22 protein-coding genes are annotated in these 23,517 nt (G+C 45.1%); 8 read left to right on the top strand and 14 right to left on the bottom strand.

Going from position 1 to position 23,517, the window contains the following annotated elements:
* The first annotated feature begins 9 nt into the window (after positions 1-9).
* Positions 10-1,014: a substrate-binding domain-containing protein gene (locus JCM16456_RS22590; RefSeq protein WP_068718729.1), complete on the top strand. Its 1,005-nt coding sequence runs from the start codon at positions 10-12 to the stop codon at positions 1,012-1,014.
* 85 nt (positions 1,015-1,099) lie between these two features.
* On the opposite strand, the gene JCM16456_RS22585 is transcribed toward JCM16456_RS22590, so the two are convergent.
* From JCM16456_RS22585 to JCM16456_RS22565, 5 genes are all read right to left on the bottom strand, one after another.
* A complete protein-coding gene (locus JCM16456_RS22585) occupies positions 1,100-1,567 on the bottom strand; it encodes a DMT family transporter (RefSeq protein ID WP_068718727.1) in 468 nt (155 codons plus the stop codon).
* 21 nt (positions 1,568-1,588) lie between these two features.
* Positions 1,589-2,428 (bottom strand): type 1 glutamine amidotransferase domain-containing protein, encoded by an 840-nt coding sequence (locus JCM16456_RS22580; protein ID WP_068718725.1) that lies wholly within the window; start codon positions 2,426-2,428, stop codon positions 1,589-1,591.
* Positions 2,429-2,447: 19 nt separating this feature from the next.
* Entirely contained in the window at positions 2,448-3,137 is a 690-nt protein-coding gene (locus JCM16456_RS22575; RefSeq protein WP_068718723.1) for a type 1 glutamine amidotransferase domain-containing protein, read from the bottom strand.
* Between the two features lie 100 nt (positions 3,138-3,237).
* The gene (locus JCM16456_RS22570; protein WP_068718721.1) at positions 3,238-4,344 is read right to left on the bottom strand and encodes an alkene reductase; all 1,107 of its coding nucleotides are present in this window, start codon (positions 4,342-4,344) and stop codon (positions 3,238-3,240) included.
* A 138-nt stretch (positions 4,345-4,482) separates the two neighbouring features.
* Positions 4,483-5,391, bottom strand: a complete 909-nt coding sequence (locus JCM16456_RS22565) for a LysR family transcriptional regulator (RefSeq protein ID WP_068718719.1) — start codon at positions 5,389-5,391, stop codon at positions 4,483-4,485.
* A 325-nt stretch (positions 5,392-5,716) separates the two neighbouring features.
* Between JCM16456_RS22565 and JCM16456_RS22560 the strand changes: the two genes are divergently transcribed.
* From JCM16456_RS22560 to JCM16456_RS22550, 3 genes are all read left to right on the top strand, one after another.
* Positions 5,717-6,226: a lactoylglutathione lyase family protein gene (locus tag JCM16456_RS22560; RefSeq protein ID WP_068718717.1), complete on the top strand. Its 510-nt coding sequence runs from the start codon at positions 5,717-5,719 to the stop codon at positions 6,224-6,226.
* Between the two features lie 14 nt (positions 6,227-6,240).
* A complete protein-coding gene (locus JCM16456_RS22555) occupies positions 6,241-7,230 on the top strand; it encodes a zinc-binding dehydrogenase (protein ID WP_068718715.1) in 990 nt (329 codons plus the stop codon).
* 191 nt (positions 7,231-7,421) lie between these two features.
* A complete protein-coding gene (locus JCM16456_RS22550) occupies positions 7,422-7,928 on the top strand; it encodes an SRPBCC family protein (RefSeq protein WP_068718713.1) in 507 nt (168 codons plus the stop codon).
* A gap of 70 nt (positions 7,929-7,998) precedes the next feature.
* Here the strand turns inward: JCM16456_RS22550 and JCM16456_RS22545 are convergent, their stop codons facing one another.
* Complete coding sequence (locus tag JCM16456_RS22545; RefSeq protein WP_068718712.1) at positions 7,999-8,289, bottom strand: YciI family protein; 291 nt, start codon at positions 8,287-8,289, stop codon at positions 7,999-8,001.
* A 313-nt stretch (positions 8,290-8,602) separates the two neighbouring features.
* On the bottom strand, positions 8,603-9,565 hold the full coding sequence (locus tag JCM16456_RS22540) for a transposase (RefSeq protein ID WP_068718710.1): 963 nt from the start codon (positions 9,563-9,565) through the stop codon (positions 8,603-8,605).
* Between the two features lie 275 nt (positions 9,566-9,840).
* Here JCM16456_RS22540 and JCM16456_RS22535 point away from each other — a divergent pair, with 275 nt between their 5' ends.
* Positions 9,841-10,785 carry a DMT family transporter gene (locus tag JCM16456_RS22535; RefSeq protein WP_068718708.1) on the top strand — a complete coding sequence of 315 codons (945 nt, stop codon included), beginning with the start codon at positions 9,841-9,843 and terminating at the stop codon, positions 10,783-10,785.
* Between the two features lie 310 nt (positions 10,786-11,095).
* Here JCM16456_RS22535 and JCM16456_RS22530 read toward each other — a convergent pair whose 3' ends face one another.
* Together JCM16456_RS22530 and JCM16456_RS22525 are read right to left on the bottom strand one after the other, a co-directional pair.
* Positions 11,096-11,812: an SDR family oxidoreductase gene (locus tag JCM16456_RS22530; RefSeq protein WP_068718706.1), complete on the bottom strand. Its 717-nt coding sequence runs from the start codon at positions 11,810-11,812 to the stop codon at positions 11,096-11,098.
* Positions 11,813-11,945: 133 nt separating this feature from the next.
* Positions 11,946-12,842: a LysR family transcriptional regulator gene (locus JCM16456_RS22525; RefSeq protein WP_068718704.1), complete on the bottom strand. Its 897-nt coding sequence runs from the start codon at positions 12,840-12,842 to the stop codon at positions 11,946-11,948.
* A gap of 113 nt (positions 12,843-12,955) precedes the next feature.
* Here JCM16456_RS22525 and xapA point away from each other — a divergent pair, with 113 nt between their 5' ends.
* Entirely contained in the window at positions 12,956-13,789 is an 834-nt protein-coding gene (xapA, locus tag JCM16456_RS22520) for a xanthosine phosphorylase (protein ID WP_068718702.1), read from the top strand.
* Positions 13,790-13,885: 96 nt separating this feature from the next.
* Here the strand turns inward: xapA and JCM16456_RS22515 are convergent, their stop codons facing one another.
* A complete protein-coding gene (locus tag JCM16456_RS22515) occupies positions 13,886-15,154 on the bottom strand; it encodes a diguanylate cyclase domain-containing protein (RefSeq protein WP_068718700.1) in 1,269 nt (422 codons plus the stop codon).
* A 593-nt stretch (positions 15,155-15,747) separates the two neighbouring features.
* Between JCM16456_RS22515 and JCM16456_RS22510 the strand changes: the two genes are divergently transcribed.
* Positions 15,748-17,295: a methyl-accepting chemotaxis protein gene (locus JCM16456_RS22510; RefSeq protein WP_068718698.1), complete on the top strand. Its 1,548-nt coding sequence runs from the start codon at positions 15,748-15,750 to the stop codon at positions 17,293-17,295.
* Positions 17,296-17,385: 90 nt separating this feature from the next.
* Here JCM16456_RS22510 and JCM16456_RS22505 read toward each other — a convergent pair whose 3' ends face one another.
* Positions 17,386-17,736 (bottom strand): DUF3316 domain-containing protein, encoded by a 351-nt coding sequence (locus tag JCM16456_RS22505; RefSeq protein WP_068718695.1) that lies wholly within the window; start codon positions 17,734-17,736, stop codon positions 17,386-17,388.
* A gap of 288 nt (positions 17,737-18,024) precedes the next feature.
* Positions 18,025-20,883, bottom strand: coding sequence for an FAD-binding and (Fe-S)-binding domain-containing protein (locus JCM16456_RS22500; RefSeq protein ID WP_068718693.1), 2,859 nt, complete (start codon positions 20,881-20,883; stop codon positions 18,025-18,027).
* Positions 20,884-21,078: 195 nt separating this feature from the next.
* Between JCM16456_RS22500 and JCM16456_RS23975 the strand changes: the two genes are divergently transcribed.
* On the top strand, positions 21,079-21,252 hold the full coding sequence (locus tag JCM16456_RS23975) for a hypothetical protein (protein ID WP_156430631.1): 174 nt from the start codon (positions 21,079-21,081) through the stop codon (positions 21,250-21,252).
* Positions 21,253-21,317: 65 nt separating this feature from the next.
* Here the strand turns inward: JCM16456_RS23975 and JCM16456_RS22495 are convergent, their stop codons facing one another.
* Together JCM16456_RS22495 and JCM16456_RS22490 are read right to left on the bottom strand one after the other, a co-directional pair.
* Positions 21,318-22,940, bottom strand: a complete 1,623-nt coding sequence (locus tag JCM16456_RS22495) for an ABC transporter ATP-binding protein (RefSeq protein WP_068718691.1) — start codon at positions 22,938-22,940, stop codon at positions 21,318-21,320.
* 13 nt (positions 22,941-22,953) lie between these two features.
* Entirely contained in the window at positions 22,954-23,448 is a 495-nt protein-coding gene (locus JCM16456_RS22490; protein ID WP_068718689.1) for a hypothetical protein, read from the bottom strand.
* Between the last annotated feature and the right edge of the window lie 69 nt (positions 23,449-23,517).

Genomic DNA, 23,517 nt, shown 5'->3' with positions numbered 1-23,517 from the left:
ACGAATCTTATGCCGACCATGAAAGACATCGCGAAACTTGCAGGAGTATCGACTTCCACGGTCAGCCATGTGATCAATAAAACCCGCTTTGTCAGTGACGAAATTGCCGAGAAGGTCAACGCCGCTGCAAAGCAACTCAACTACGCGCCTTCTGCTTTGGCGCGCAGTTTGAAAATGAATCGCACCAAAACCATTGGTATGCTCGTTACCACATCAACTAACCCCTTCTTTGGCGAGGTGGTGAAAGGGGTGGAGCGGAGCTGTTATCACCAAGGTTACAACCTGATTTTATGTAACACCGAAGGGGACAGTGAGCGCATGCGTGCCTCGATTGATACACTATTACAAAAGCGGGTTGATGGACTAATGCTGATGTGTACTACCCTCGAAGGCGAGCATCTTGATGAGTTTGAGCGCTATCCAGATATCCCTGTAGTGGTGATGGACTGGGGGCCAATGGTGAACGGTAGCGATAAGATTTTGGATAACTCGTTTCGCGGCGGTTATATGGCGACTCAGCATCTGATTGATTGTGGGCACCAGCGCATTGGTTGTATTACAGGCCCGCTCAATCAACATCAGGCCAAAAGTCGTTATGAAGGTTACCAAAAAGCGCTCAGTGATGCCGGCTTGCAACAGCACCCTGAGTGGGTGGTTGAGTCGAACTTTGAATGCGAAGGTGGCTTTGCCGCGATGAATCAGCTCATGGCGGGTAGTTCATTCCCCAGTGCACTGTTTGTCAGTAACGATATGATGGCGATGGGAGCGATCAATGCCGCGGCTGAGCAGCAAATCAGCGTGCCGGAGCAAATTTCGATTATTGGTTACGATGACATTCGCATCGCCCAATTTATGACGCCGTCTCTGACCACCATTCATCAGCCTAAATATCGATTAGGCAAAGCGGCGGTTGAAGCGCTGCTGGCCAAATTGCAACATCCAGAAAGTGCCCCGCAGATCATTCAGTTAGAACCGACGTTAATTGAGCGTAAAAGCGTAAAAGTGCTGCGTTAGGTCATTCCAAAATATACGGGCATCCTTTGATCAGGATGCCCGTTTTATTTATTAACAATACTCTGTAAACACCGACTAAGAGAGGTTACATCTTGCCAAACAGGCGTTCACCGTAGACAAAAAACACCAGTCCACTCAACATAATCGCTAGCCCTGTAAAGTGCCACCAGTGTACAGGGCGCGTCGGCATTTCAAGCCAACCCCATGTATCGATGCATAAACCGGTTGCCAATTGGCCAATGATAAAAAGAAACATCACGTTGGTAATGCCGATTTTTGGAGCAAGGAAAATGGAGGTGAAGACAAAGGCGGCACCAATCACGCCTCCTAACCATTTCCAACTGGCTTGGTGTACTAAATTAACAGCCGTGCCTTGCCAATTGGCAAAGGCAAGTGAAGCAACGCCAAGACACAAGGCTCCAATCCCAAATGAGATACAGGCGGCGATCAAAGGTTGTGAGCCGACCGTTACACTTAAACGACTATTCACCGCCGCTTGTATGGATAGGCCAGCACCGCCCGCTAAAGCGATGACAAAATAGAACAGATTCATCGAAAGCTTTACCGTATTAGGCTAGTGGGTTAACTGTTTTTCTAACGCTTGAACGACAGCTAATGCCGATTGAGGGTTTTGCCCGGTGATCAGCTCACGATCTTGAACAATATGGCTCTTAAACTGATTGCCCATGGAGAATTTGGCTCCAGCGTTGGTCAATGCGGTTTGTGGGGTAAATTTCAACTGACTGCCATTGAACATACCTTTGGCTGCTTCTTCCTCATTATTGGTAAACGATGTCATTTTGTAGCCAGCATAGATCCACTGAGCATCGGTTGCTTTGGGGTTTTGTTCCAATTTTTGCGTGTATTGTTGGGCATCAGGCAAAGCGGACACTAAGGCGATTGGACCATGACAAACTAAGGCGGTTGGTTTCCCGGCCGCATGGAAAGCTTGAAGCAGTTTACCCATTGCTGGGCTAACGGAGAGATCTTGCATTGGCGCATGACCACCAGGGACAAAAATCGCGTCAAAATGGTTGTAGCCAATTTGCTCAACACGGGAAAGACTGATGACGGGAGAGTGTGCCGGATCGGTGAGTTTGAGGTCTTTAAGCAATTTTACATGTGCGTCGAATGCTTGCTGATCACCACCAAAATCTTTCACGTTAACTGAGTGTTGGTCTAAGGTCGGGGCTTTGCCAAGTGGTGTGGCGAAAGTTAAGGTATCACCCGCATCAAGCAGTGCCTTAACTGGTTGCATTAGTTCATTAAGATAAAATCCCGTTGAATAGGTGACACCATTTTTTAGGTCTAAATGGTCACTATCAGACAACACGACCAACACATTAGCTGCGTTAGCCCAAGTACTTGTCGCCATTAATAGAGAAGCGAGTAAGCTAAGTTTGAACCCTTTCATGTGACATATCTCCATAAAGTTAAGCTAATAAGGCATCGCGCAGTGCTTCACCGACACTTAGCGCTGACTGTGGGTTTTGTCCGGTAATTAACTTGCCATCGACAACCACGTTATTGGTCCAATCAGGCGCGGATTGATGCAATGCACCACGCTGTTTTAGAGTGGTTTCCAGAAGAAACGGTACAAGCTCAGTCATACCGACCGCTTGTTCTTCAGAATCCGTAAACGCTGCCACTTTTTTGCCGGCGACTAAGTAATCCCCACTGCTGAGTTTGACGTTGACTAAGGCACTAGGGCCATGACATACCGCAGCCACGATTTTATCGGCCTCGAACAGTGTGCGAGTTAGGGTTAATACTGCTGGATTTTGTGGAAAATCCCATACTGTGCCGTGTCCACCGACAAACAAGATGGCGCTGTATTCCTCCGCTTTGGCTTGATCCAGTGCGATAGAATTGCGCAATTGATCTTGAAACGTCTCATCGTTCCAATAGTGCTCGTTAATTGGATCAGAAAGGTCAACCCCATAAACGGGAGGTAAACCGCCCTGAATCGAGGCCAATGCGGTGGGGATGTTGGCTTGTTCAAGAACGTGTAGTGGATGAGTCAATTCAGGAAGATAAAATCCCGAATCATCATGACCTTGACCCAAGTCTTTATGACTGGTGAGGACAAAGAGTACAGGTTTGATTAGATTTGCCGCTGGCATAAATAGAACCTCTTAAATCAGGCTGTTATGTAAAAAATAAAATGAATTTTGCAACTGTTTAAAAACGAGCCACAACCGGTGTGGCTCGTAAACAATAGGCTTAGCTTTGGGGGCCGCTGTAGGTGGGGTAGTCGGTATAACCGTGTTCATCACCACCGTAATAGAGGTCTTGATTAGGGATAGCAATCGGCCAACCATGACGATAACGCTCCACCAAATCGGGATTGGCAATGTAGCTTGCACCAAAGGCCGCTAAGTCAATCACACCAGAGTCCAGAAGCTGGTTGGCTTTGGCTAAATCAAGCCCGCCAGCGAGAATTAAAGGGCCTGTGAAGGCGCGACGAAAACGCGCTAAAAATCCCTCGGGCATGGCTGGTGCGCCGCGACTGGCTTGGTCCATGATGTGGACATAAGCTATCTGGCGTTTATCTAATTCAGCGGCAAGGTGAAGGAAGGTTTCGGCTTCTTGTGGAAAATCACCTAATTCATGCAGGCGTCCAAAAGGAGAAAGACGAATACCAACTTTGTCTGCACCGATACGAGCGATGCAGGCATCAACCACTTCCAACGCAAAACGCACGCGATTGTCGATGCTTTCGCTACCGTATTGGTCTTGGCGATCGTTGACAGCACCATTGATAAATTGTTCGACTAAGTAGCCATTCGCGCCGTGAATTTCTACGCCATCAAAACCGGCTGCCATGGCGTTCTCGGCGGCTTGAGCAAATTCATTCACGATGGCTTGCACTTCTTCGGTAGTGAGTTGATGTGGTTTACTGGCGGTAACAAAACCGGGTTGTCCCTGCTTATCATACCCAAACGCTTTACTATGAATGGCTTGTGTTGCCGTTGAACTCACCGGCGCTTGACCATTGGGTTGCAGCGACACATGACTGATTCGACCCACATGCCAAATCTGCGTAAAAATAACACTGCCTAAGTCGTGAACCTGCTGCGTCACTTTGCGCCAAGCTTCTATCTGCGGCTGATTCCAGATCCCCGGACAATCGACAAAGCCAGAGCCTTGCTGACTAATTGGCGTTCCTTCCGTCACAATCAGTCCGGCATCGGTACGCTGAGCGTAGTAACGCACAGTGGCCTCATTTGGCACATTACCAGGCGCACGAGCACGGGTCATCGGCGCGACAACCGCTCTATTTTTGAGTGGTTTTCCGCTTAAAACATAATCATCAAAAAGCACGGTCATATTAGGTTCCTCTGGTAAATGACAGATTGAGGAAATACCCGAACGGTTAACTGAACGGGTATAACAGAACCATGCTAGTGCGATGAGATTGGAAGGAAAATGGCGATCTGTTTATTTGCCAAATAAATAAAATTTATATCAGAGATGATGAATTTGGCTCGCTTCCAAACAGAGTGCGCGAATCCATTGATGGGCGGGATTGCGATGTGAACGCTCATGCCAAGCCATGCTCTTGGTAAACCCTTGAACTTCCAATGGAGTGTCCATGATCACCACGTGATCATGGCGACAAGCCAGTCGGCGTGGCACCACGGCTATCATGTCGGTGATCCGCAGAATCTCTGGCAGTACCAAAAAGCTATTCACGGACAGCCCGATGCGACGTTTCACTCCAATTTCTTCTAGTGCATCGTCAGTTGGCCCCCAAAAGCCCCCATGGTTGGAGACCAAGATATGTTCAAGGGCACAAAATTGTTCTAGCGTGATTTGTCCTGTTTGCGCTGCTGGATGTTCGGCGCGCATCATGCACACATAGCGTTCTTGATACAAAGAGCGACTATGCAGATCGACTGGCGTAGTTTCTGGGGTCATTAAGGCCAAATCGACATCCCCTTGCTCCATCTGTTTCACCATGGTTTCGGGATTAATCGCAATCACGGCGACGCGAATCCCTGGAGCTTGTTTCTTTAACTCGGACATCAAAGGTACGATCACCGCTTTTAATGCATAGTCGGTCGCCGCGATGGTGTACGTCATGTCTGCGGTGAGAGGGTCAAAATGGACGGGTTGTAAAAGCAGGTTGATGTCGGTCAGGACTTGTTTGATCGGGGGAGCAAGCGCTAGTGCACGTTCGGTCGGGATCATGCCACGTTGAGCACGTACAAAAAGAGGATCATTAAAATAGTCGCGTAGGCGGGTCAACATCGCGCTAACCGCTGGCTGAGTTAGCGAGAGACGTTGCGCAGCATGGGTGACGGTTCCTTCATCCATCAAGGCATCGAACGCTTTTAATAAATTCAGATCTAAATTGCGTATGTCGTTGTTCACCTTCTAACTGGCTCCTTCGTCCGTCATATCGAGTTAAATCAGGGCTATCTTCGTTAGATACACCCCCTCGGTGTTATTTACATTAAGCAGCGATTGCACATTCGTCAAACTACGACATCGATTCACATTGGTGAGTTGTTAAGTGTTTGAGTGATAGCTTAATTCGCTCTATCTAAGCATTATTGAGGAATTTATTCATAATGTATAATTATTAAAAATAGAAAAATTAATAATTTTTTATTTGAAAAATGGGTTCGTAGAATGACGTCATGATCAGAAACACCATGGTCAATAACACCAAGAAAAAGCAGTGAGGAGATCTTTGATGTCTAACCCAACGCAATACCCAAGAACCTTTTCTCATATCGGACTTTCTGTTCCCGATCTAGATAAGGCCGTTAAGTTTTATACCGAAGTGCTCGGTTGGTATCTCATTATGGAGCCAACTACCATCGTTGAAGATGAAAGCCCGATTGGTGAAATGTGTACTGATGTTTTTGGTCAGGGCTGGGGGAGTTTTCGTATTGCTCACCTTTCTACCGGTGATCGCATTGGTGTGGAAATCTTCCAATTTGAAAATGCACAAAATCCAGAAAACAACTTCGAATACTGGCGTACCGGTGTGTTCCACTTCTGTGTGCAAGATCCGAATGTAGAAGAGTTAGCAGAAAAAATCGTTGCAGCTGGCGGTAAGAAACGCATGCAAGCACCACGTTTTTACTACCCGGGTGAGAAACCTTACCGCATGATTTATATGGAAGACCCATTTGGCAATATCCTAGAAATCTACAGCCACAGTTATGAATTAACTTACTCTAGCGGCGCTTACAACTAAATCGAGACTTGTCTATGAAAGCCATTATTTATCAACCAGATAATGATATTTTTTGCGCCTGTGATATGGCGACACCGCAGCTTGAATCGCCTTACGATGTATTGATTGAAGTCGATGCGGTTGGTCTTAACCCAGTCGATGCCAAAGTCAATTACTGGTTTGGAATAGTGTCTGACGGGGCTCGTGAGTTTGTGGGTGGTTTGGATGTATCGGGAACCATTATTGCTAAAGGTAAAGAGGTTCACCAATGGCAGCTAGGGGATCGCGTCCTTTATCATGGCAACATGCGCCGTCGCCAAGGTGGATTTGCTCAGCTGGCAGTACAAGATTCACGTACACTCACGCCGCACCCTGAGGTGAATGCCTGCGAAGCTGCAGCTTCACCTTGTGCGGGGTGGACGGCTTATCGAGCCATTAACGATAAACTGCATATGGCGAGTCATAAACAGAGTGTCGCGATTTACGGTGCGAGTGGCGGGGTGGGGAGTTACGCTGTTCAGCTTTGTCGTTACTTCAACGTACCGCAAGTGATAGCCATTTGTTCTGAGCGAAACTTTGACTATGTGCGATCGCTGGGGGCGACTCACTGCTTCGATTATCGCGATGAAAAGCTGCTTGAGAAACTGGCAATGGTGGTGGGGTTGGATGGTGTTGATTGCGCTCTGGATTGCTTTGGTCAAAAGGGGCAAAGAGTGCTTTCAGCAAGTTTGGGCTTTGATGGGCAGTTAGTGGAGTTGGTCAATACCATCGACTCTGCTCAACATGAACGAGCATTTGAACGTGGTCTGACGCTTCATCAACTGAGTTTAGGCTCAGGGCATGTCTACGGTGACCGTGGTTTCCGTTCAATTGTTAATGCGGGAATGACGATGAATTTGTTGATGGAACAGCAAAAAATTCAAGCCCCTAAACTTACCGTGATCGAGTTGGCTGACATACCCGATGCGCTTACTGAGATTCGCTTAGGACATACCTGCGGCAAATATGTGGCTGCCATAAAATAGTCACGACGATTTTTGGGCAGCGATACCGCTGTTTAAACACAAGCGTACCTTGCTACCTAGAACGTCTCTGATCTAAAGATTCGTTATATTAGGTATCGTTTAATGTGATTGGAGTGAACCCGGCAAATCTTAGATGATATCGACCTCAACGAAATAATCCGTTTAATCTAGTGTTACGAGAGGAAATGATCATGAGCGATATTATTTGGCCTGAAGGTTTTGTACCAGGGTTCACTGACAACTTTTGTTCTAATGAAGTGATTGTGGTTGGTTTGTCTGCAAAAGAGATTTGGCCACTATTAAATACCCCAGCACAATGGCCAACTTACTACGCTAACTCAGCCAATCCCCGTTTCTATGATGACCAAGGGCCTGAACTAACCGATGGCGTACGTTTTTACTTTGAAACCTTCGGTTTTCCTGTTGAATCTCAATGTGTTGAGTGCGTAGCTCCTGTTGCCGGTCAACCAGCACGTCTTGCTTGGCACGGTTGGGCTGGTGAAGGTGAAACACGTCTCGATGTGCACCACGCATGGTTGATTGAAGATTTGTCGGAAAATCGCGTACGTATTCTGACTCAGGAATCGCAAAAAGGTAATCCAGCTAAAGAGTTAGCAAACACTAAGCCAAATCCAATGATCAATGGTCACCAAGAGTGGTTAGATGGTCTTGTTGCTGCCGCGCGTAAAGCAAAATAATTTTAGGCCTGAAGGGTTTAGTCAGAAAGAGAGCTGCGAAAGAGGCTCTCTTTTCTTCTGTAATGCGGGTTTATGCTTCTTGTAAAAAGTTTAGCTGTTCGCTGGTTTTGCTTGGCACAAATTCGGTGATTTGATAGCTTGCCGCTTGGTTACGATAGAAAGGATCAAACGTAATCATCTCTTCTAACTCTGCGCGCGTCATTCCATGTGCTAATATCACCCCGCCGGTACGCGGCTCTTTACGTCCCGATGCAATAAAATGACCTTTGGCATAGTGCTCGTCAAGATAGCGACGATGCTCTTCAAGATGTTGGTTAACCTGCTCAATACCATTGGTGTAGGTCAAAGAAACCACAAACATAGAGAGACTCCTTCTCTAGATAATAAGATTCATCCTACTGAAAATACTACAAATTCCCAACCAATTTTTTAAAAAGCATTTTTTAAAAGGACACACACCATCAGTTTTATGAGCAGTTTTATGAGGACACACACCTTCGAACCACACCTTCGAACCATGATGGCAAAGCAGTTCTCGATAATGGTTTGTTCTGATTCTGTAGCGGTTAATTTAGATAGTGTGATCAACTAATTGAATTTGAATAATTGGGCTATCTATTTTCGAGAGTGTTGCGGGTAGCGGAGGGCTTTAGTTATGCAAGCTGGCTCATAAATTAGGCGATATGCAGTGCGACCATCCGTTTCTTATTCAATGCGGTTTTTACTTGATGCAAACGCGGAGTAGAACCAATCCAAACTATTGGCTTTTTCTCTAGCTCGGTACAAAGTGTTAAACAGTCCGATTGGGTCAGCGTGAGTCTTGCGAGTATATTTGGTTGTGAATCATTGATATAACCGGATTTGTCTGGCCTTATTTGTCGGCCAAGCCAATCTACTAGCTCAAGGTAGTCGCTGAGTCTAAAGGGGACCCCTTGCGTTTTATCTTGATGCTCGTAGCCCATAAAATTGGCGAGCGATGGTGTGGTGGTTTTTCCTTTCTCTAAACTCGTTAGTCTCGCTTTAATTGAGGTAAAGTCAGATTGCTCGGGTGTGTCAGCCATCTTGGCTCGAATTGGGTTTAAATCGACATACGCCATGGCTGCCAGCAAGGCTTTTTCATCAAGCAGCGCTTGTGATTTGAATCTCCCTTCCCAAAAACGACCTGTGCATTGGTCTTCTTTGTTGGCTTGAACGGCAATGCCGTAATTAAGCTCACGCATAAACCAGCTAAGGGAATAAAGTCGTTCTCGCCACTCGCTAATAAATCGATTACACACTTCTTTTTCTGTGTCCGATTGAATCTCTCCTGCTAACCAACGGTGGATAATCGGTGGCAGTTGGTGCTCAGCATGCCAGCGTTCAACCACCTCTAAATCAGATAGAGCTAAAGCACTTTTTTTATCAATACGAACGACCAAATGGTAATGATTGCTCATTACTGCATAAGAGCATATTTGAATCAGATAAACATTGGCAAGGCTAAGAATGCGCTGCTCAATCCAATCTCGGCGATGCTCATAAGATTTTCCGGTAAGACTATCAATACCACACAAATACGAACGACGAACACAGCGAGATACGCAGTGATAATACGGCGTGATGTCGGGGCAAATTAGCTGTGAGCGAGCGGTAGTCATAAATTACTGTTCCGAGAAATAGAAAGCTTTAGCGTGACGATTTACTGAAGTAAACGTAAGAGTGAAGCAGTGATTATTCGAGGCGTTTCAAAGAACCACTGGTGATGTTTTGCGTGTTTTCAAGCTACATGTGAATTGAATAAGGGTGAGTGTCCTCTTTCTTTTTCCACTTCATCTTTATTGTTTTTTGCTTATTTTACTGAAGCATGCACTGATCAATTGGCATTATTGAGGTATTGTCACTACTACGTTTTTACTTATAGGTATCTCATTTTATGCCTGCTGAACCAACACATTTTTTTTCGCGGCCAATTATCGTTTTTTGTCTTGCGACACTTTGCACTCTGTTGTGGGGAAGTGCTTATCCAGCGATTAAAACAGGCTATGTACTATTAAATATTGAAGCACATGATGTTGCTTCTCAGATGGTATTTGCGGGGCAGCGTTTTTTACTTGCAGGTCTATTTCTTATCATCCTATGCGTTCTATTTAGGAAACGATTTCGCTCATTAACTCGTCAAAAAATGCGGCAAATCTTAGTGTTAGGTCTAACCCAAACCAGTTTGCAGTACATTTTCTTTTATATTGGTGTTGCTTTTGCAACGGGGGTAAAAGCGTCCATCATGAACTCGACAGGCACTTTTTTCAGTGTGCTATTGGCGCATTTTATCTATCAGAATGACCGATTAACGCATAGAAGAACAATAGGTGTCATTATCGGCTTCCTAGGTGTCTTCATTGTAAACTTCAACAAATCACTCCTCAATTTTGATTTTAGTTTACTAGGAGAAGGTTCAGTCGTTTTCGCCGCTTTTATCCTTGCGGCTGCATCAATTTACGGAAAGAAAATTTCTCAGGGGATTGATGCAATGGTTATGACAGCATGGCAACTCGCGATTGGTGGGTTAGCGCTATTGCTAATCGGTTTAATATTGGGTGGACACTCGGGAGAATTCGACCTTGCGAGTACCGTTTTATTGATCTATTTGGCTGGATTGTCTTCCGCTGCATTCGCTCTCTGGAGTGTATTGCTGAAGTATAATTCAGTAAGTAAAGTGACTATCTTCAATTTTTTAGTGCCAGTATTTGGTAGCAGTTTGTCATCACTTTTTTTGGGTGAAGCAATATTGGAAGCAAAAAACATCATCGCCTTAATCTTGGTATGCAGTGGTATCTATCTGGTGACGCTTAATAAGCCCGTTGTTTCATTTAAGCAATAACCAGTACTTAGAAAAATGGCATAAATTCAACGTGATGTAAGTGTTGTTTTCTTAAATTGGCTTTGCGTTCTCGTTTTATCTTCTGAGTTTAGGCACTGCAATAAGCAGTGCCAGATCCATTTGAGGAGGACTCATTTTAAGGTGAGTGTCCTCGTAGCGATTTTTTAAGGAGGACTCATTTTAGGGTGAGTGTCCTCGTAGCGTTTGCGATTTTGTAGCAGCGGCAATTTTGGGTGAGTGTCCTTGTAGCGTTTGCGGCGGCAATTTTGGGTGAGTGTCCTCGTAGCGATTTCGAGTGTCCTCGTAGCGTTTAGCGGAAGTTTCTTTCTACCAGTGGGCGAATGGTTAATTCGTCCACGGTGGCTACGCCTTCTTGGGTGGCCATAAAGAGAATCGCATCGCAGACACTTTGTGCATCGAGATACTCAGGGCGTTCAGCGCTACGAAATGGCGTATCAACGCCGCCGGGATAGAGAGCACACACTTTAACGCCCATTGGTCGTACTTCTTTGCGAAAGACTTGAGTGAGCGCATCAAACCCTGATTTGGCGGCTGTGTAAGCACCGATATTTTCATTGGCAAATTGGCACACGGTTGAAAGAACGTTGATGATGGTGCCTTGCTCGCGGGGCTTCATGGCTAAATTGTATACTTCTTGCATAAAGACAAATGGGGATACGGTATTTAAGGTGATGAGATTTTGTAAGTCAGTAATGGCTAAATCAGCCACGGTGCTGCGAGCGGTGTTAGCACCAGCGCAGTTAACCAGTACATCGATACCCCCTAAAGCAGCATGGGCGTTAGCGACAAACTGTTTTACATGAGCAAAATCAGTGGCATCAAAACTATCGTGATAAAGAGTGTTACCAGTCGCGCCTATTTGCTGTAACAGGTCATCCATTTTTGCCGGAGAGCGACCGCAAAATGCTACATTTGCTCCCATGTTGATTAACTGTTGAGTCAGCAGTTTGCCAATGCCAGAGGTCGCTCCTGTTACCAGAAAATTGAGTTGATTTACCTGTTTCATTTAAGATGCTCATTGTTCAAAGAGCTGGTGATTTTAGAAGCAAGGCTTTTTGATTTCAGCGAGTTACCTCATAGTTTGTCATTTCCTTTCCTAGCTCTTACGTCCCCTAAAGTGAATGAACACCATGGTTTTGTTACTGTAATGCTTGCTTAAGCTCGTTTAGAGTTGGTCTTAATAAAGGGGTGTCTTGTACGGTGAGCGCACAGATATCCGCGGCAATCATCTCGCGCAGTGGGATAAAACGGACATGTGGCCAAGCAAGACTTGCGTAACTTTCCGGCACAATCGACAAAATGCCTCGGGTGGAAATCACCGCCAATAGCGTATTAGGTTCCACCACTTGCTGCACGATGTTAGGGTGAAAGCCGCTTTGCTGACAGCGTTGAATAATCCAATCTGTGGACGATGAATTTTCGCGACTGAGCATAACAAACTCTTGCTCACTAAGATGGTTTAGACTGAGCAATTTATGGTTAGCCAAAGGGTGATGTTCTGGTAGGGCGACCATCATTTTCTCGCGATAAAGTGAGGTCATCGTGAGTGGTGCAACATTGACCGTATCGGCATACCGCACCAAACCAATATCAATACGCCCTTGTTCTAGTGCCAGTTTCTGTTTCTCTGGTGACATCTCAATCAGATTGTATTTGGTCGCAGGATAACGCTGTTGGAGTTGGTAAAGTGCGTCGCCAAAACCTGCCCAGAAAATTGAACTCATCAAGCCGATATTGATTGTTTGGTGATCGACCCGATAGCGCTGTTTAACTCGGCTAATGGAGGTATCGAGCACATCAAAAATCAAACGACACTCTTTTTGTAATTGCTTGCCTGCTGGTGTCAGTTGCACGTTACGCGTATCACGCAGAAACAATTCGACTTCCATTAATTGCTCTAATTCGCGAATTTGGGCACTGAGTGGCGACTTGGTGATGTTAAGCTGCTGTGCCGCTAAGCTGAAATTTTCGGTGTGCGCGACTTGATAAAAGTAACGCAACATTTTTAACGTGACCCGTTGAGTGGCAAAATCCATAGCAAACGTTTTCTATTGTGTTGGTAATCAGGATAATTGTGCCGAATTTTGAGATTTTGTCAGCATGATTATTAGGGTAAAGTGAAAAAAACGGTTACAGCGAAGGAAAAAACATGTCTGCAGATCCAGTGAATCAAGCTCTTGAAACCATTTATGCTCGTAAACCCGGCTTTGCGCCCAAAGCGGGCTTTATCTTAGGCTCGGGCCTTGGTGTGATTGCCGATGCTTTAGAAGAAAAAGTGGTCATCCCTTACGAGGAGTTAGCGGGTTTCCCGGTAAGCACAGTGGAAGGGCACTCTGGTGAGTTGGTGCTAGGTAAACTGTTTGGTATTGAAGTTGCCTGCATGAAAGGTCGTGGTCACTATTATGAGCACCAAACTATGAAAGTGATGACCAACCCGGTACGTACTTTTAAACGGTTGGGATGTGAATTCATGTTGGTGACCAATGCCGCGGGGTCGTTACGTCCGGATCGCATCGATGTGGGGTCATTAGTGGTATTTAACGATCACATTAATACCATGCCAGAATCACCAATGACGGGTCCAAACGATGATGAATACGGTCCACGTTTCTTTAGTGTTGCGAACGCATATGACAAAGATTTGCGTGCCGAAGTATTAGATGTTGCTCAACAACAGAATATTCATCTTAATCAAGGTGTGTTTGTTTCCTACACTGGCCCTAACTTTGAAACCGCTGCTGAGATTCGCATGATGCAAATCATTGGTGGTGATGTGGTTGGTATGTCAGTGGTTCCTGAAGTGATTTCAGCAGCGCACTGTGGTCTGCCTGTGCTGGCCGTGTGTGCGATTACTAATATGGCGGAAGGTTTGAGTGATGTTGTTCTATCGCACGAGCAAACGCTGAAATGCGCTAAGTTGGCGGAAAAAGATTTCATCGCGCTGATCAATGCTTTTATGCGCCATCACTTCAACGTCGCCTAATTGTTCTTGCGACTAAATAGAGGACCTACGGGTCCTCTATCTCTACTGTAAAAAGAGCTAGGTGAAGCCAGTTACCCTAAAGCTTAGGTGAATGTGCTAAAGCTCTAGGTGAATATTAAACCCACCTTTGCCCTGTTTTTTGACTCGGTACATGGCAGTATCCGCGATGGATAACCACTTTTCTTCATCGAATTCCAGTTCGGTATTGATGTAGGTTGCGCCGATGCTGCAACTGCATGGAACGATGTTGTTGTCGATGACCATGGCAGAAGGGAGTGAGGCTTGAATTCGTTCGCAAATGTCAGTTAAGTTGGTTTCGGGGCGATCCAAATTGGCCAGTAATACCGTAAATTCATCTCCCGCCAATCTAGAGACAACATCGTTGGGACGAAGGGTGTTTTTAAGTAATTCAGCAAACCGTTTGAGAAGCTCATCTCCTACATCGTGACCGAATCGGTCGTTAGCGTTTTTCAAACCATCGACATCAATAAACAGCAGTCCAATGTCGGTTTGTTTACGTTCGATAGCTTGTCGTAGTGAACGCACGAAGTAGGTTCGATTGGTTAATCCGGTCAAGGAGTCATGATAGGCTCTGTATTCAAGTTTTTTCTGGAATGAACGCAGCTCAGTAACGTCTTGGGCAAAGATGTAATAATCTTTGAGCTCACTATCTCCAGGCACTAGTTTGAGTTGCAAGAGGCGAATGTCATCCCCCATAAAGAAGGCGTTATCAAACACCACGCTTTCCCCTTGCTTAACTCGGTTTAGATAAGGTTTCCTCTCCAAGTAGGCGTCTTTGCCAATTAAATCTTCTACTTTTTTGCCAATGACGTCATTAAGTGAACAGTCGAAAAATTTTTCATAAGTCCGATTAGCAAAAATATAGCGATCTTGGTGATCCACATGACCAATCAAGACAGGAAGGTGATCGACGATACTTTCTAGTTTGATATTAACCCGAAGATTATTCACGACAGTGGAAGTCAGTTCTTCAATAAAAAACAGCAGCAAGGTGCGATCTTGAATCTGTAACAAACTGATTTTGATGACGCACCAATCGTGTCGTTCTCCATCATGTAGACATTCATTATCTGATTGACTTTCGATAACATGAATCGGCTCACTATTGGCTCGTAATCGTTCAACGACATGGCTTAGCGAATAGTGTGCAAAAGTATGAGGAAAAATGTTGAGGATGGATTCGCCTTGCTGATTGCCAAAGGTGTGGGAGAAAGTGTGGTTACAGTAAATGAGCGATCCATCTGTATGTGCCACAGCGATACTTGAAGGGCACTGGTTAACAATTTGCGCAATTAACTGCGCCTGATCGTTGGGAATAGAGCGGGTAAGTTCAGCATTATTCATTGAGTTCTTCTATCCATCCCATACGCTGTTTAGTAAACAGCGTTGTTTTTATAAAGCCTAATGCATCCGTGCTGAACTGATGAGCAAATACTAAAAGTGTTCATCCTTTCGGATCTGACAGTGTAACCCGTCAGTACGACACATTATACCTAGCGACAATAAGTGCTTTACCTATTTTGAGCACGTATTAATGACGTCCTTTAAATAGGGAGCACATAATTTAAATTATTTTTTATTTTGATAGTGATTTTCATAGACCATCGGTTTCTTTTCATTCCTCTAGCTACGTATTCAATCGACTCGATGGGAGTTGATATCAAACATGATTGCGCTTAGGCAGTATAAAAAGAAAGGCTGCATACTACCTATCTAAGTTTCACTTCAAAATATTCTTGAATAAAATTCATTCACCTAGAAACAGGACTAGGAATAATAATCACAACAATCTGTAACTATTTGACCTTCAATCTCTTTTTTGAGATTAATGTTAAAGTAACCAATGTGCTTGATTCTTGTCAACTATGTGACATCTATCCCATGATAATATTTGACAAATTCCATGAATAATCTAGGCCGCAACTGAGCTTCAAAACATGACAAAGACGACGAGCAATAAATCGTATTCAGAGAGTATTAGCTTTATCTCTACTACCGATTGTTCAAGCTATATTACCTATGCGAATAAAGATTTTTGCGACATTGCCGAGTATTCAGCTGATGAGTTGCGAGGAAATCCCCACAATATTGTTCGCCACCCAGATATGCCAAAAGCCGCATTTGCTCAATTATGGAGTTATGTGAAGCGTGGTGATAGTTGGATGGGATTAGTCAAAAACCGTTGTAAAGGGCCTCGTCACTACTGGGTTTCTGCTTTTGTTACGCCAATCAAAAATGCAGATGGTAAAGTGGTGGAGTATCAGTCGATTCGCTCTAAACCGACCGCAGAACAAGTTGCGCGTGCTGAAGCACTCTATGCCAAAATGAATAACAACCAAAAGGTATCATCTTGGCGTTTTTCTTCTTTATCTCTGACTCAAGGTTTACTTGTCACATCATTGCTTGTTTCTTTGGTAGGGAGCTTCATGTCTAGTCCTTGGTGGTTAACTGCCGCCAGCACAATACTGGGTCTTGGAGCTCTACTCACGAGTTTTTATTGCAAAATGCGTATGAATCAAGTGAATAAATTGGCGTGTGAAGCTTACGATAACCCACTTATGGAGACGGTTTACACTGGGCATTTTGATGACTTTTCAGCGATTGAGTTGTCATTAATGATGCGCAAAGCCGAACTTAGAGCTGTCGTGGCTCGTTGTGCTGATACATCCGAACGTATTCTCTCGGACGCCAATGAAGAGCTTGAAAACATGAGAGAGGTAGAGCAACGCTTAACATCTCAGCAGCACGAAACCGATCAAGTGGCCACGGCAGTGGAAGAGTTGAATTATGCGATCAATGATATTGCCAATAATGCGGCAGAAAGCTCCAACTTTACCGAAGATGCTCAGTCAGTTTCGCAGGTTGGATTGCAAAAAATTGATAATACAATTGAGCAAATTCGGGTACTGGATGCTGAGCTGGCCAATAGCCGTGCTATTTTGACGAGTTTGTCAGAGCATACGCAGAAAGTGGACATGATTTTGGATGTGATTAATACCATTGCAGAGCAGACTAACTTGCTGGCGTTAAATGCTGCAATTGAAGCGGCCCGCGCAGGCGAGTCTGGCCGTGGATTTGCAGTTGTTGCTGATGAAGTGCGCCAGTTAGCGGCTAAAACGGGTCATTCTACTCATGAAATTCAAGCGATGATCGGTGAGCTCCAACAATTGACCGATCAAGTGGTCGCCAGCATGAATCAAGGTTCAGAGTTATCTGAACGCTGTAAACAGCGCGCTGATGAAACAGGGCAAGTTATCCGCAGTATTTCTGATAAATTGGGTCTGATTACCGACAAAAGTCAGCAGACGGCGGCAGCTGTGGAGCAACAAGCCACTGTAACCAAAGAGATCGCTGCTAATACGATGAATATCAAACTGCTCACCGAAAAAACGTCTGCTTCTTCAGGTGAATCGGTTGATCGCACGCGTGATTTGGTTGATAACTTAGAAGATCTTTCGCGTCTTATTCAGCAATTTAAAGCCTGATTGGATGAATATGAGTAAGGGAGTGCTGTAACAGGCATTCCTTTGCCTTCTTGCTACAGGTGTTATCATGATTTAGGTAAAACGCCAGCATTAGCTGTTTTTACTTTCATGCACTTTATAGTGGTAGTTGACATCCACTGTTGAACGGTATTGTGTTTTACCACTTTCTTCCATAAATGGTTCTACTTTTACTTCCATATCGCGTAGTCGAGTGCTGCCGTAAACCATATCTGGGTTGTAGATTACGAGTTTGTTTTTCAGCTTGGTGCCTGGCAACTGTTGTAGGTCATGAATTTTCTGTAAACCAGCATCATAAGCTTCTTGTTTAGTGCTGTAGACACCTGAATCGATGGTCGTTTCACCGACGTTAAGATGAGTTTGAGCTGCGAAAGCCCCTGCGCTAACTGTCATTGCGGCTAGGATAAAAATCGTCTTCTTCATGCGAAATCTCCTTCATGTATTGTTTTCGTGATGTTTCTTTTGAACACGAATTCATCCTATCAATGCTTAAGTTAGGAGTCTGTCAGGCAATGTCAGTTGTTGGATAGAAAACATTTGGGATTTTTGCGATTTCACGGTTTAGTAAGGGGTTTTTCAACACTGTTAGCGTAGTGTCAGAAAGCTGTCAGTGGTATTCATATTCGGTTCATTTTTCAAAGACCTTTTATTACCAACTTCTCTTAGGTTAAATCGCGAACCTAAGAGAAGGAGTTAAGGTTGTCATGACGTTTAAAAGCGAGGTTTGGCAACTTCGTCAAGCAGATAAAAAAGTGACTGATAGGGAATGCCACTGTGATGAGAAAGCCCAATTTCACAGGTACGGCTGTTACTAAAACCGCGATGACAATCTGCGGGCACCTGCTCTCTTAATGTGGCTACCGCCGCAGCATTAAGCTCTGGTGTCACAAATCCTTTATCTCCCGCCCAAGCACAACAAGTGATGTGTTCAGGGATCACCACATGGCTCACACACTGCTCGGCAATCTGCCGCATCTCTTTGGCCAAGCCCAGATGTTGCGTGCTGCAGGTAATATGCAACATGATGGTTTCCTCTTTTTGCTCGATAGTAAGATAAGGCAATAAATAACGGGTAATAAAACCAACCTGTTCATAGATCTCAAGTGGCATATGAAAGAGTTCAATACTGCGTTTGGCACACGGACTCATGTCCATCAAGACAGGGTAGCGGCCTTGTTCGGAGGCTTGCCATAAGATGGCTTCTAGCTGCTGGGCTTTTTGCGTGGCTATTTCGGTCATCCCTTTACTGTCATATGGCATACCGCAACAGGTGTCATTGAGTGCGGCTGGCAAGATAACATCGTAACCCGCCTTATTTAATACTGAGAGCACTACTTGGGTGATAGGACGTTGGTCGGGATTGTCTTGTTGTTGTCCCATGTTGCGACTGGCACACGAAGGCATGTAGACCACGCGTTTTTTGCCCTCTTGATGCATCGCTTGAACTTCTTGTTTCAGTGGAAAACGGTTTGCCGTTGGCAGTTCTGGAATCCATTTGGGAATCGTATCGAGAGAGACTCTTCGCATGCTGGAGGTAATCGCACCAACGGCTTTGGTGCCGATAAGCGATGTAGTGATTTGGTTGGCTTTGAGGCTAGCGTTAACCAGTTTCGTGGTGGTTGAGAAGTGTTCTGATGTCCAGCGTGCAATGGAAGTATAACGGCGATATTTGGCGGTACGCAGTTGTTTGATTAAGGCGCCAGTATTGATTTCAACAGGGCACCGCTGGGCACATAATCCGGTGGCAGCACAGGTTTCAATGCCAAGATAATCAAACTCTTTTTCTAAACTTTTCGCGCCTTCGATGTCGTTATCGCGGCGGCGTTTTTGCAGTTCACGATAGAGCACAATACGTTGTCTTGGCGTTAGGGTTAACCCGCGAGAGGGGCAGACTGCTTCGCAAAAACCACATTCGATACAGCGGTTAACCAAAGGATCGGCCGCTGGCATCGGTTTAAGATTTTTCAGATGGGCGCTTTGATCATCGTTGATGATAACGCCCGGATTGAGCAATCTCTCTGGGTCAAACAGGGCTTTTATGGCTTGCATCAAACGATAGCCTTCCTCTCCCCATTCTAATTCGATAAAAGGCGCCATATTACGGCCTGTACCATGTTCTGCTTTAAGTGAACCTTGATATTTGACCGCAACCAACTCTGCCACATCTTGCATAAATGCCCCATAGCGGGTGATCTCTTTTTCGTCATCAAAGGCTTGGGTAAACACAAAATGCAGGTTACCCGCCAAAGCATGGCCAAAAATGATCGCTTCACTGTAGTGGTATTTGTCAAACAAAGTTTGTAAATCGCGAACGCCTTGGGCAAGTTGTTCGATAGGAAATGAGACATCCTCAATAATGACGGTAGTACCCACTTCTCGTACGGCGCCCACAGCTGGAAACATGCCTTTACGAATCCCCCATAGCGTTTCGACGGTCTTGGCATCGGAAGTAAAAGGGATTGAATGCAGCATTTGGTCTTGATTGAGCAGTGCCATAACGTGTTCGCACTGTGTCACGAGTGCCTCATGCTCGGTGGCACGACATTCCATCAGGAGAGCGGCGGCTTCCAAATCCAGCTCGGCGATAAAATCAGGCATTCCCGCTTTATCGGCAACCGAACGCATTGCGCGTCCATCCATCATCTCTATCGCTGCAATCTCTGTTTTGGCGAGCGCTGTAACGGCTTGGCTCGCTTGCTCGATATTGGCGAACACAATTAAACAGGAGGCTTTGTGGCTGTGTTCTATCACAGTGCGATAGGTCACTTCAGCGATAAAGCCTAATGTACCTTCAGAGCCGATCATCAAATGTTTAATCACATCGATGGGATCGTGATAATCCACTAAGGCATTTAACGCGTAGCCTGTGGTGTTTTTTAAGCGGTATTTGTGTTTGATGAGTTGCGACAGTTCGCTATTGGCTTGGGTTTGGTTTACTAACGTGGAGAGCTGAGCAATCAACGCTGGATGGCTTTGGTAGAACTGCTCAATGCTGTCTGAAGAGGCTGTGTCGAGCAGTGTTCCATCGTAAAACACGATTTTCATGTTATCGATGGTTTGATAAGAGTTTTGCGCAGTACCACAACACATACCACTGGCGTTGTTTGCCGCAATGCCGCCGATTTTACAGGCATTAATCGACGCAGGATCTGGCCCAATTTTACGTTGAAAAGGGGCTAGGTATTGGTTGGCATCACTGCCGATGACTCCTGGCTGCAGACGGATGCGCTCACCTTGATCGAGTATCTGGTGTGAACGCCATTTATCACTAAGCGTAATCAAGACGGAATCGGAGATTGCTTGCCCCGACAAACTGGTCCCTGCTGCGCGAAAGGTATAAGGAATAACCAATTCACGACATTGCTTGATGGTAAAAATGACTTGCTCTAGCGTATCTAAACGTAAAATTAACTCAGGAATGAGGCGATAAAAGCTGGCATCGGTCCCATAAGCAAGGCGGCGGGTTGAGTCGGTAATGATTTGCTCAGGTTCAAGCTGACTTTTCAAGCGCTCGAGCAAGAGTGGATAACGGTTGGTTTGTGATTGAGATGAAACAACATTTGCGGACATATGACTTCCTAGTGCAGAGACTGCATTGTTATTTTAAATATACCCGAGTCACCTCAAGATGCTGGCTCAGTGTATAAGACTTTACCATGCAGATTCTGGCTCACTATGTGAGCCTTTAAACAAAATAGAAAGTGTTAAGCGTAAATAAAATTTGCGGTTTCTTTTACCAAATAATTTGGCATAGAGAAGAGGTATTTGGCTCCATTCTTCTATTTCCAAATTGTGTTTGCTTGTTTACTGGGTTATTGGTGGTTTGATGAAGTACCGACACATGAGAGCTTATTAGGTGGGGTATTGATTGTATTTGCAGGCGTACTGCTAATGTTAAAACGTGCTCCAGCCAAGAGCACGGCGACGGAGCAAATTTAGTCGCCGTGTCAGTACAAATGACCATCAGCGCATTTGGATTGCTAACTGATGATCATTAGGGGGGATTAAGCGGCGACTTCGTCGTCTTCCACATCAAATGATGCAGCGATCAGCTTTTTCGTGTAATCATGCTGCGGGCGATAGAAAATGTCACTTGCTGTGCCTTCTTCCATCACTTCCCCTTTTTGCATCACGAGTACGCGATCCGATAGGGCTTTAACCACGCTCAAATCGTGACTGATAAATAAAAATCCGATATTACGACGCTGCTGAATGTCTTTCAGTAAGTCAATAACGGTTAACTGCACGGAGCGGTCTAATGCTGACGTCGGTTCATCAAGTAAGATAAATGACGGCTCAAGAATCAAAGCGCGCGCAATCGCGATACGTTGACGCTGACCACCTGAAAACTCGTGGGGATAGCGGTTAATTGCACTAGCATCAAGACGAACCTCTTCCAAAGCCTGTTTAGCTTTTAACATACGTTCATGTTTGCCCATTTCAGGGCGATGGACCGTCAAGCCTTCAGTGATAATATCGCCAACGGTCATACGAGGAGATAATGAACCGTATGGGTCTTGGAAGACCATTTGAATGTCTTTTTTGAGGCTCAGTTTCTGTTTGTTAGACAGCGCGCGATAATCTTGCCCTTTAAACTCAATATTGCCAGTGGAAGGTAATAGGCCAATCAAAGCACGACCAAGTGTCGATTTGCCACTACCAGATTCACCTACAATCCCTAACGTTTCTCCTTGTTTGAGCTCAAGAGAAATGCCTTTTACCGCTTCGAAATATTCGTTGCGGCTTTCAAGGAAATGCGGCTTAACAAGGAATTTGACGCGAATGTCATCAGCTTTTAATAGCAGTGGTGCCGATGCTTCTACCGGCGTCTTTTGTCCGCGCGGGATAGAGTTAATCAGCATACGAGTGTAGTCTTTTTGAGGGTCACGAAACAGCTGTTCGGTTTGTCCTTCTTCAATCACATCCCCGGTGCACATGACTAATACTCGGTCGGCTACATGCTTAACCACGCCTAAATCATGAGTGATGAACAGAATTGCCATGCCCATCTTGGCTTGAATTTCTTTAATTAGGTTCAGAACTTCGGCTTGAACCGTCACATCCAAAGCGGTGGTAGGTTCGTCGGCAATCAGAATATCGGGTTCATTAATCAGAGCCATCGCAATCATGATGCGTTGTAGCTGACCACCTGAGAATTCATGAGGGAATTTAGTGTAGGCGCCTTCAGGATTTGGTAGTTTTACCAATTCAAATAGCTCAAGAACCTTCTGTTTGGCTTGAGAACGAGTGACGTTTTGATGGCACATTACCGCTTCGGAAACTTGTCCCCCAACTCGCATATAAGGGTTTAGAGAGGTCATCGGTTCTTGGAAGATCATGCCCATGCGATTGCCGCGCACCTTGCGCATTTCGGCTTCACTTCGATTAAGTAGTTCTTCGCCTTCAAATAGAATGCTAGCACCTTCGTGCAATATCGCATTCTTTGGCAGTAACTGCATTACCGCATTGGTAGAGACTGATTTACCACTGCCGGACTCGCCTACAATGGCTAAGGTTTCACCGATGTTTAAGTCAAAATTGACGTTACGTACGGCGTCGACAATGCCATCGTTGGTGGTAAAGCTGACCGACAAGTTACGTACCTGTAAAAGTGGTGTCTGTGACATGCATACTTCCTAATTAATTTATTACGACCGAACTCGGCTGCAATTCATTAAAACGTTTAAGTTGAGAAAAATGATGGTGTGCGCGTTCGACTTGTTCATATTCTAATTGCCACTGCGCATTGCGCTGGGCGTGGCAGAACGCACCCATGTGCTTAAGCAGGTCTTCACTGTGTTTTTCCAGCACAAGCGAAACACTGCCAATAAGATCTGAAGACTCGATAGCGAGAAACTGCAATAGCCCATAAGACTGATTCAGAACCTCAAAAGCGCGACTCTGTTGTCCCATGTTGTTAAGAATTTCCGATTGATAAACGGCGGTATCTCTTAGGCCTGCAATCAGGCAGGCAAACTGACACGGCTTAGTGTCTTGATGACTGGCTGCTTGATGAATATGTCCGGGCAAGTCGTGTAATACATCCTCAAGCAAATAATGAGCTTGCGGCCAGTGGCCTTGTTTGAGCAATTCTTCTGCTTTAAGGAAACATGACCAGCACTGTTGTAAATCCATCTTCGGTTCTCCAAGGATTCAGATGAACTGATATTTAAATGCAATTGGTTATCAATTGCAAATGATAGT

Source organism: Vibrio tritonius (assembly GCF_001547935.1).
GTDB classification, from domain to species: Bacteria; Pseudomonadota; Gammaproteobacteria; order Enterobacterales; family Vibrionaceae; genus Vibrio; species Vibrio tritonius.
The sequence above is the reverse complement of the archived record's forward strand: the minus strand, read 5'-3'. Positions and strand labels throughout refer to the sequence as shown.

Bases quoted from the DNA above. Each gene is read 5' to 3' on its own strand.
- JCM16456_RS22590 (WP_068718729.1), top strand. From the start codon at position 10: ATGCCGACCATGAAAGACATCGCGAAACTTGCAGGAGTATCGACTTCC.
- JCM16456_RS22585 (WP_068718727.1), bottom strand. From the start codon at position 1,567: ATGAATCTGTTCTATTTTGTCATCGCTTTAGCGGGCGGTGCTGGCCTA.
- JCM16456_RS22580 (WP_068718725.1), bottom strand. From the start codon at position 2,428: ATGAAAGGGTTCAAACTTAGCTTACTCGCTTCTCTATTAATGGCGACA.
- JCM16456_RS22575 (WP_068718723.1), bottom strand. From the start codon at position 3,137: ATGCCAGCGGCAAATCTAATCAAACCTGTACTCTTTGTCCTCACCAGT.
- JCM16456_RS22570 (WP_068718721.1), bottom strand. From the start codon at position 4,344: ATGACCGTGCTTTTTGATGATTATGTTTTAAGCGGAAAACCACTCAAA.
- JCM16456_RS22560 (WP_068718717.1), top strand. From the start codon at position 5,717: ATGTCTAACCCAACGCAATACCCAAGAACCTTTTCTCATATCGGACTT.
- JCM16456_RS22555 (WP_068718715.1), top strand. From the start codon at position 6,241: ATGAAAGCCATTATTTATCAACCAGATAATGATATTTTTTGCGCCTGT.
- JCM16456_RS22550 (WP_068718713.1), top strand. From the start codon at position 7,422: ATGAGCGATATTATTTGGCCTGAAGGTTTTGTACCAGGGTTCACTGAC.
- JCM16456_RS22545 (WP_068718712.1), bottom strand. From the start codon at position 8,289: ATGTTTGTGGTTTCTTTGACCTACACCAATGGTATTGAGCAGGTTAAC.
- JCM16456_RS22540 (WP_068718710.1), bottom strand. From the start codon at position 9,565: ATGACTACCGCTCGCTCACAGCTAATTTGCCCCGACATCACGCCGTAT.
- JCM16456_RS22535 (WP_068718708.1), top strand. From the start codon at position 9,841: ATGCCTGCTGAACCAACACATTTTTTTTCGCGGCCAATTATCGTTTTT.
- JCM16456_RS22530 (WP_068718706.1), bottom strand. From the start codon at position 11,812: ATGAAACAGGTAAATCAACTCAATTTTCTGGTAACAGGAGCGACCTCT.
- JCM16456_RS22525 (WP_068718704.1), bottom strand. From the start codon at position 12,842: ATGGATTTTGCCACTCAACGGGTCACGTTAAAAATGTTGCGTTACTTT.
- xapA (WP_068718702.1), top strand. From the start codon at position 12,956: ATGTCTGCAGATCCAGTGAATCAAGCTCTTGAAACCATTTATGCTCGT.
- JCM16456_RS22515 (WP_068718700.1), bottom strand. From the start codon at position 15,154: ATGAATAATGCTGAACTTACCCGCTCTATTCCCAACGATCAGGCGCAG.
- JCM16456_RS22510 (WP_068718698.1), top strand. From the start codon at position 15,748: ATGACAAAGACGACGAGCAATAAATCGTATTCAGAGAGTATTAGCTTT.
- JCM16456_RS22505 (WP_068718695.1), bottom strand. From the start codon at position 17,736: ATGAAGAAGACGATTTTTATCCTAGCCGCAATGACAGTTAGCGCAGGG.
- JCM16456_RS22500 (WP_068718693.1), bottom strand. From the start codon at position 20,883: ATGTCCGCAAATGTTGTTTCATCTCAATCACAAACCAACCGTTATCCA.
- JCM16456_RS22495 (WP_068718691.1), bottom strand. From the start codon at position 22,940: ATGTCACAGACACCACTTTTACAGGTACGTAACTTGTCGGTCAGCTTT.
- JCM16456_RS22490 (WP_068718689.1), bottom strand. From the start codon at position 23,448: ATGGATTTACAACAGTGCTGGTCATGTTTCCTTAAAGCAGAAGAATTG.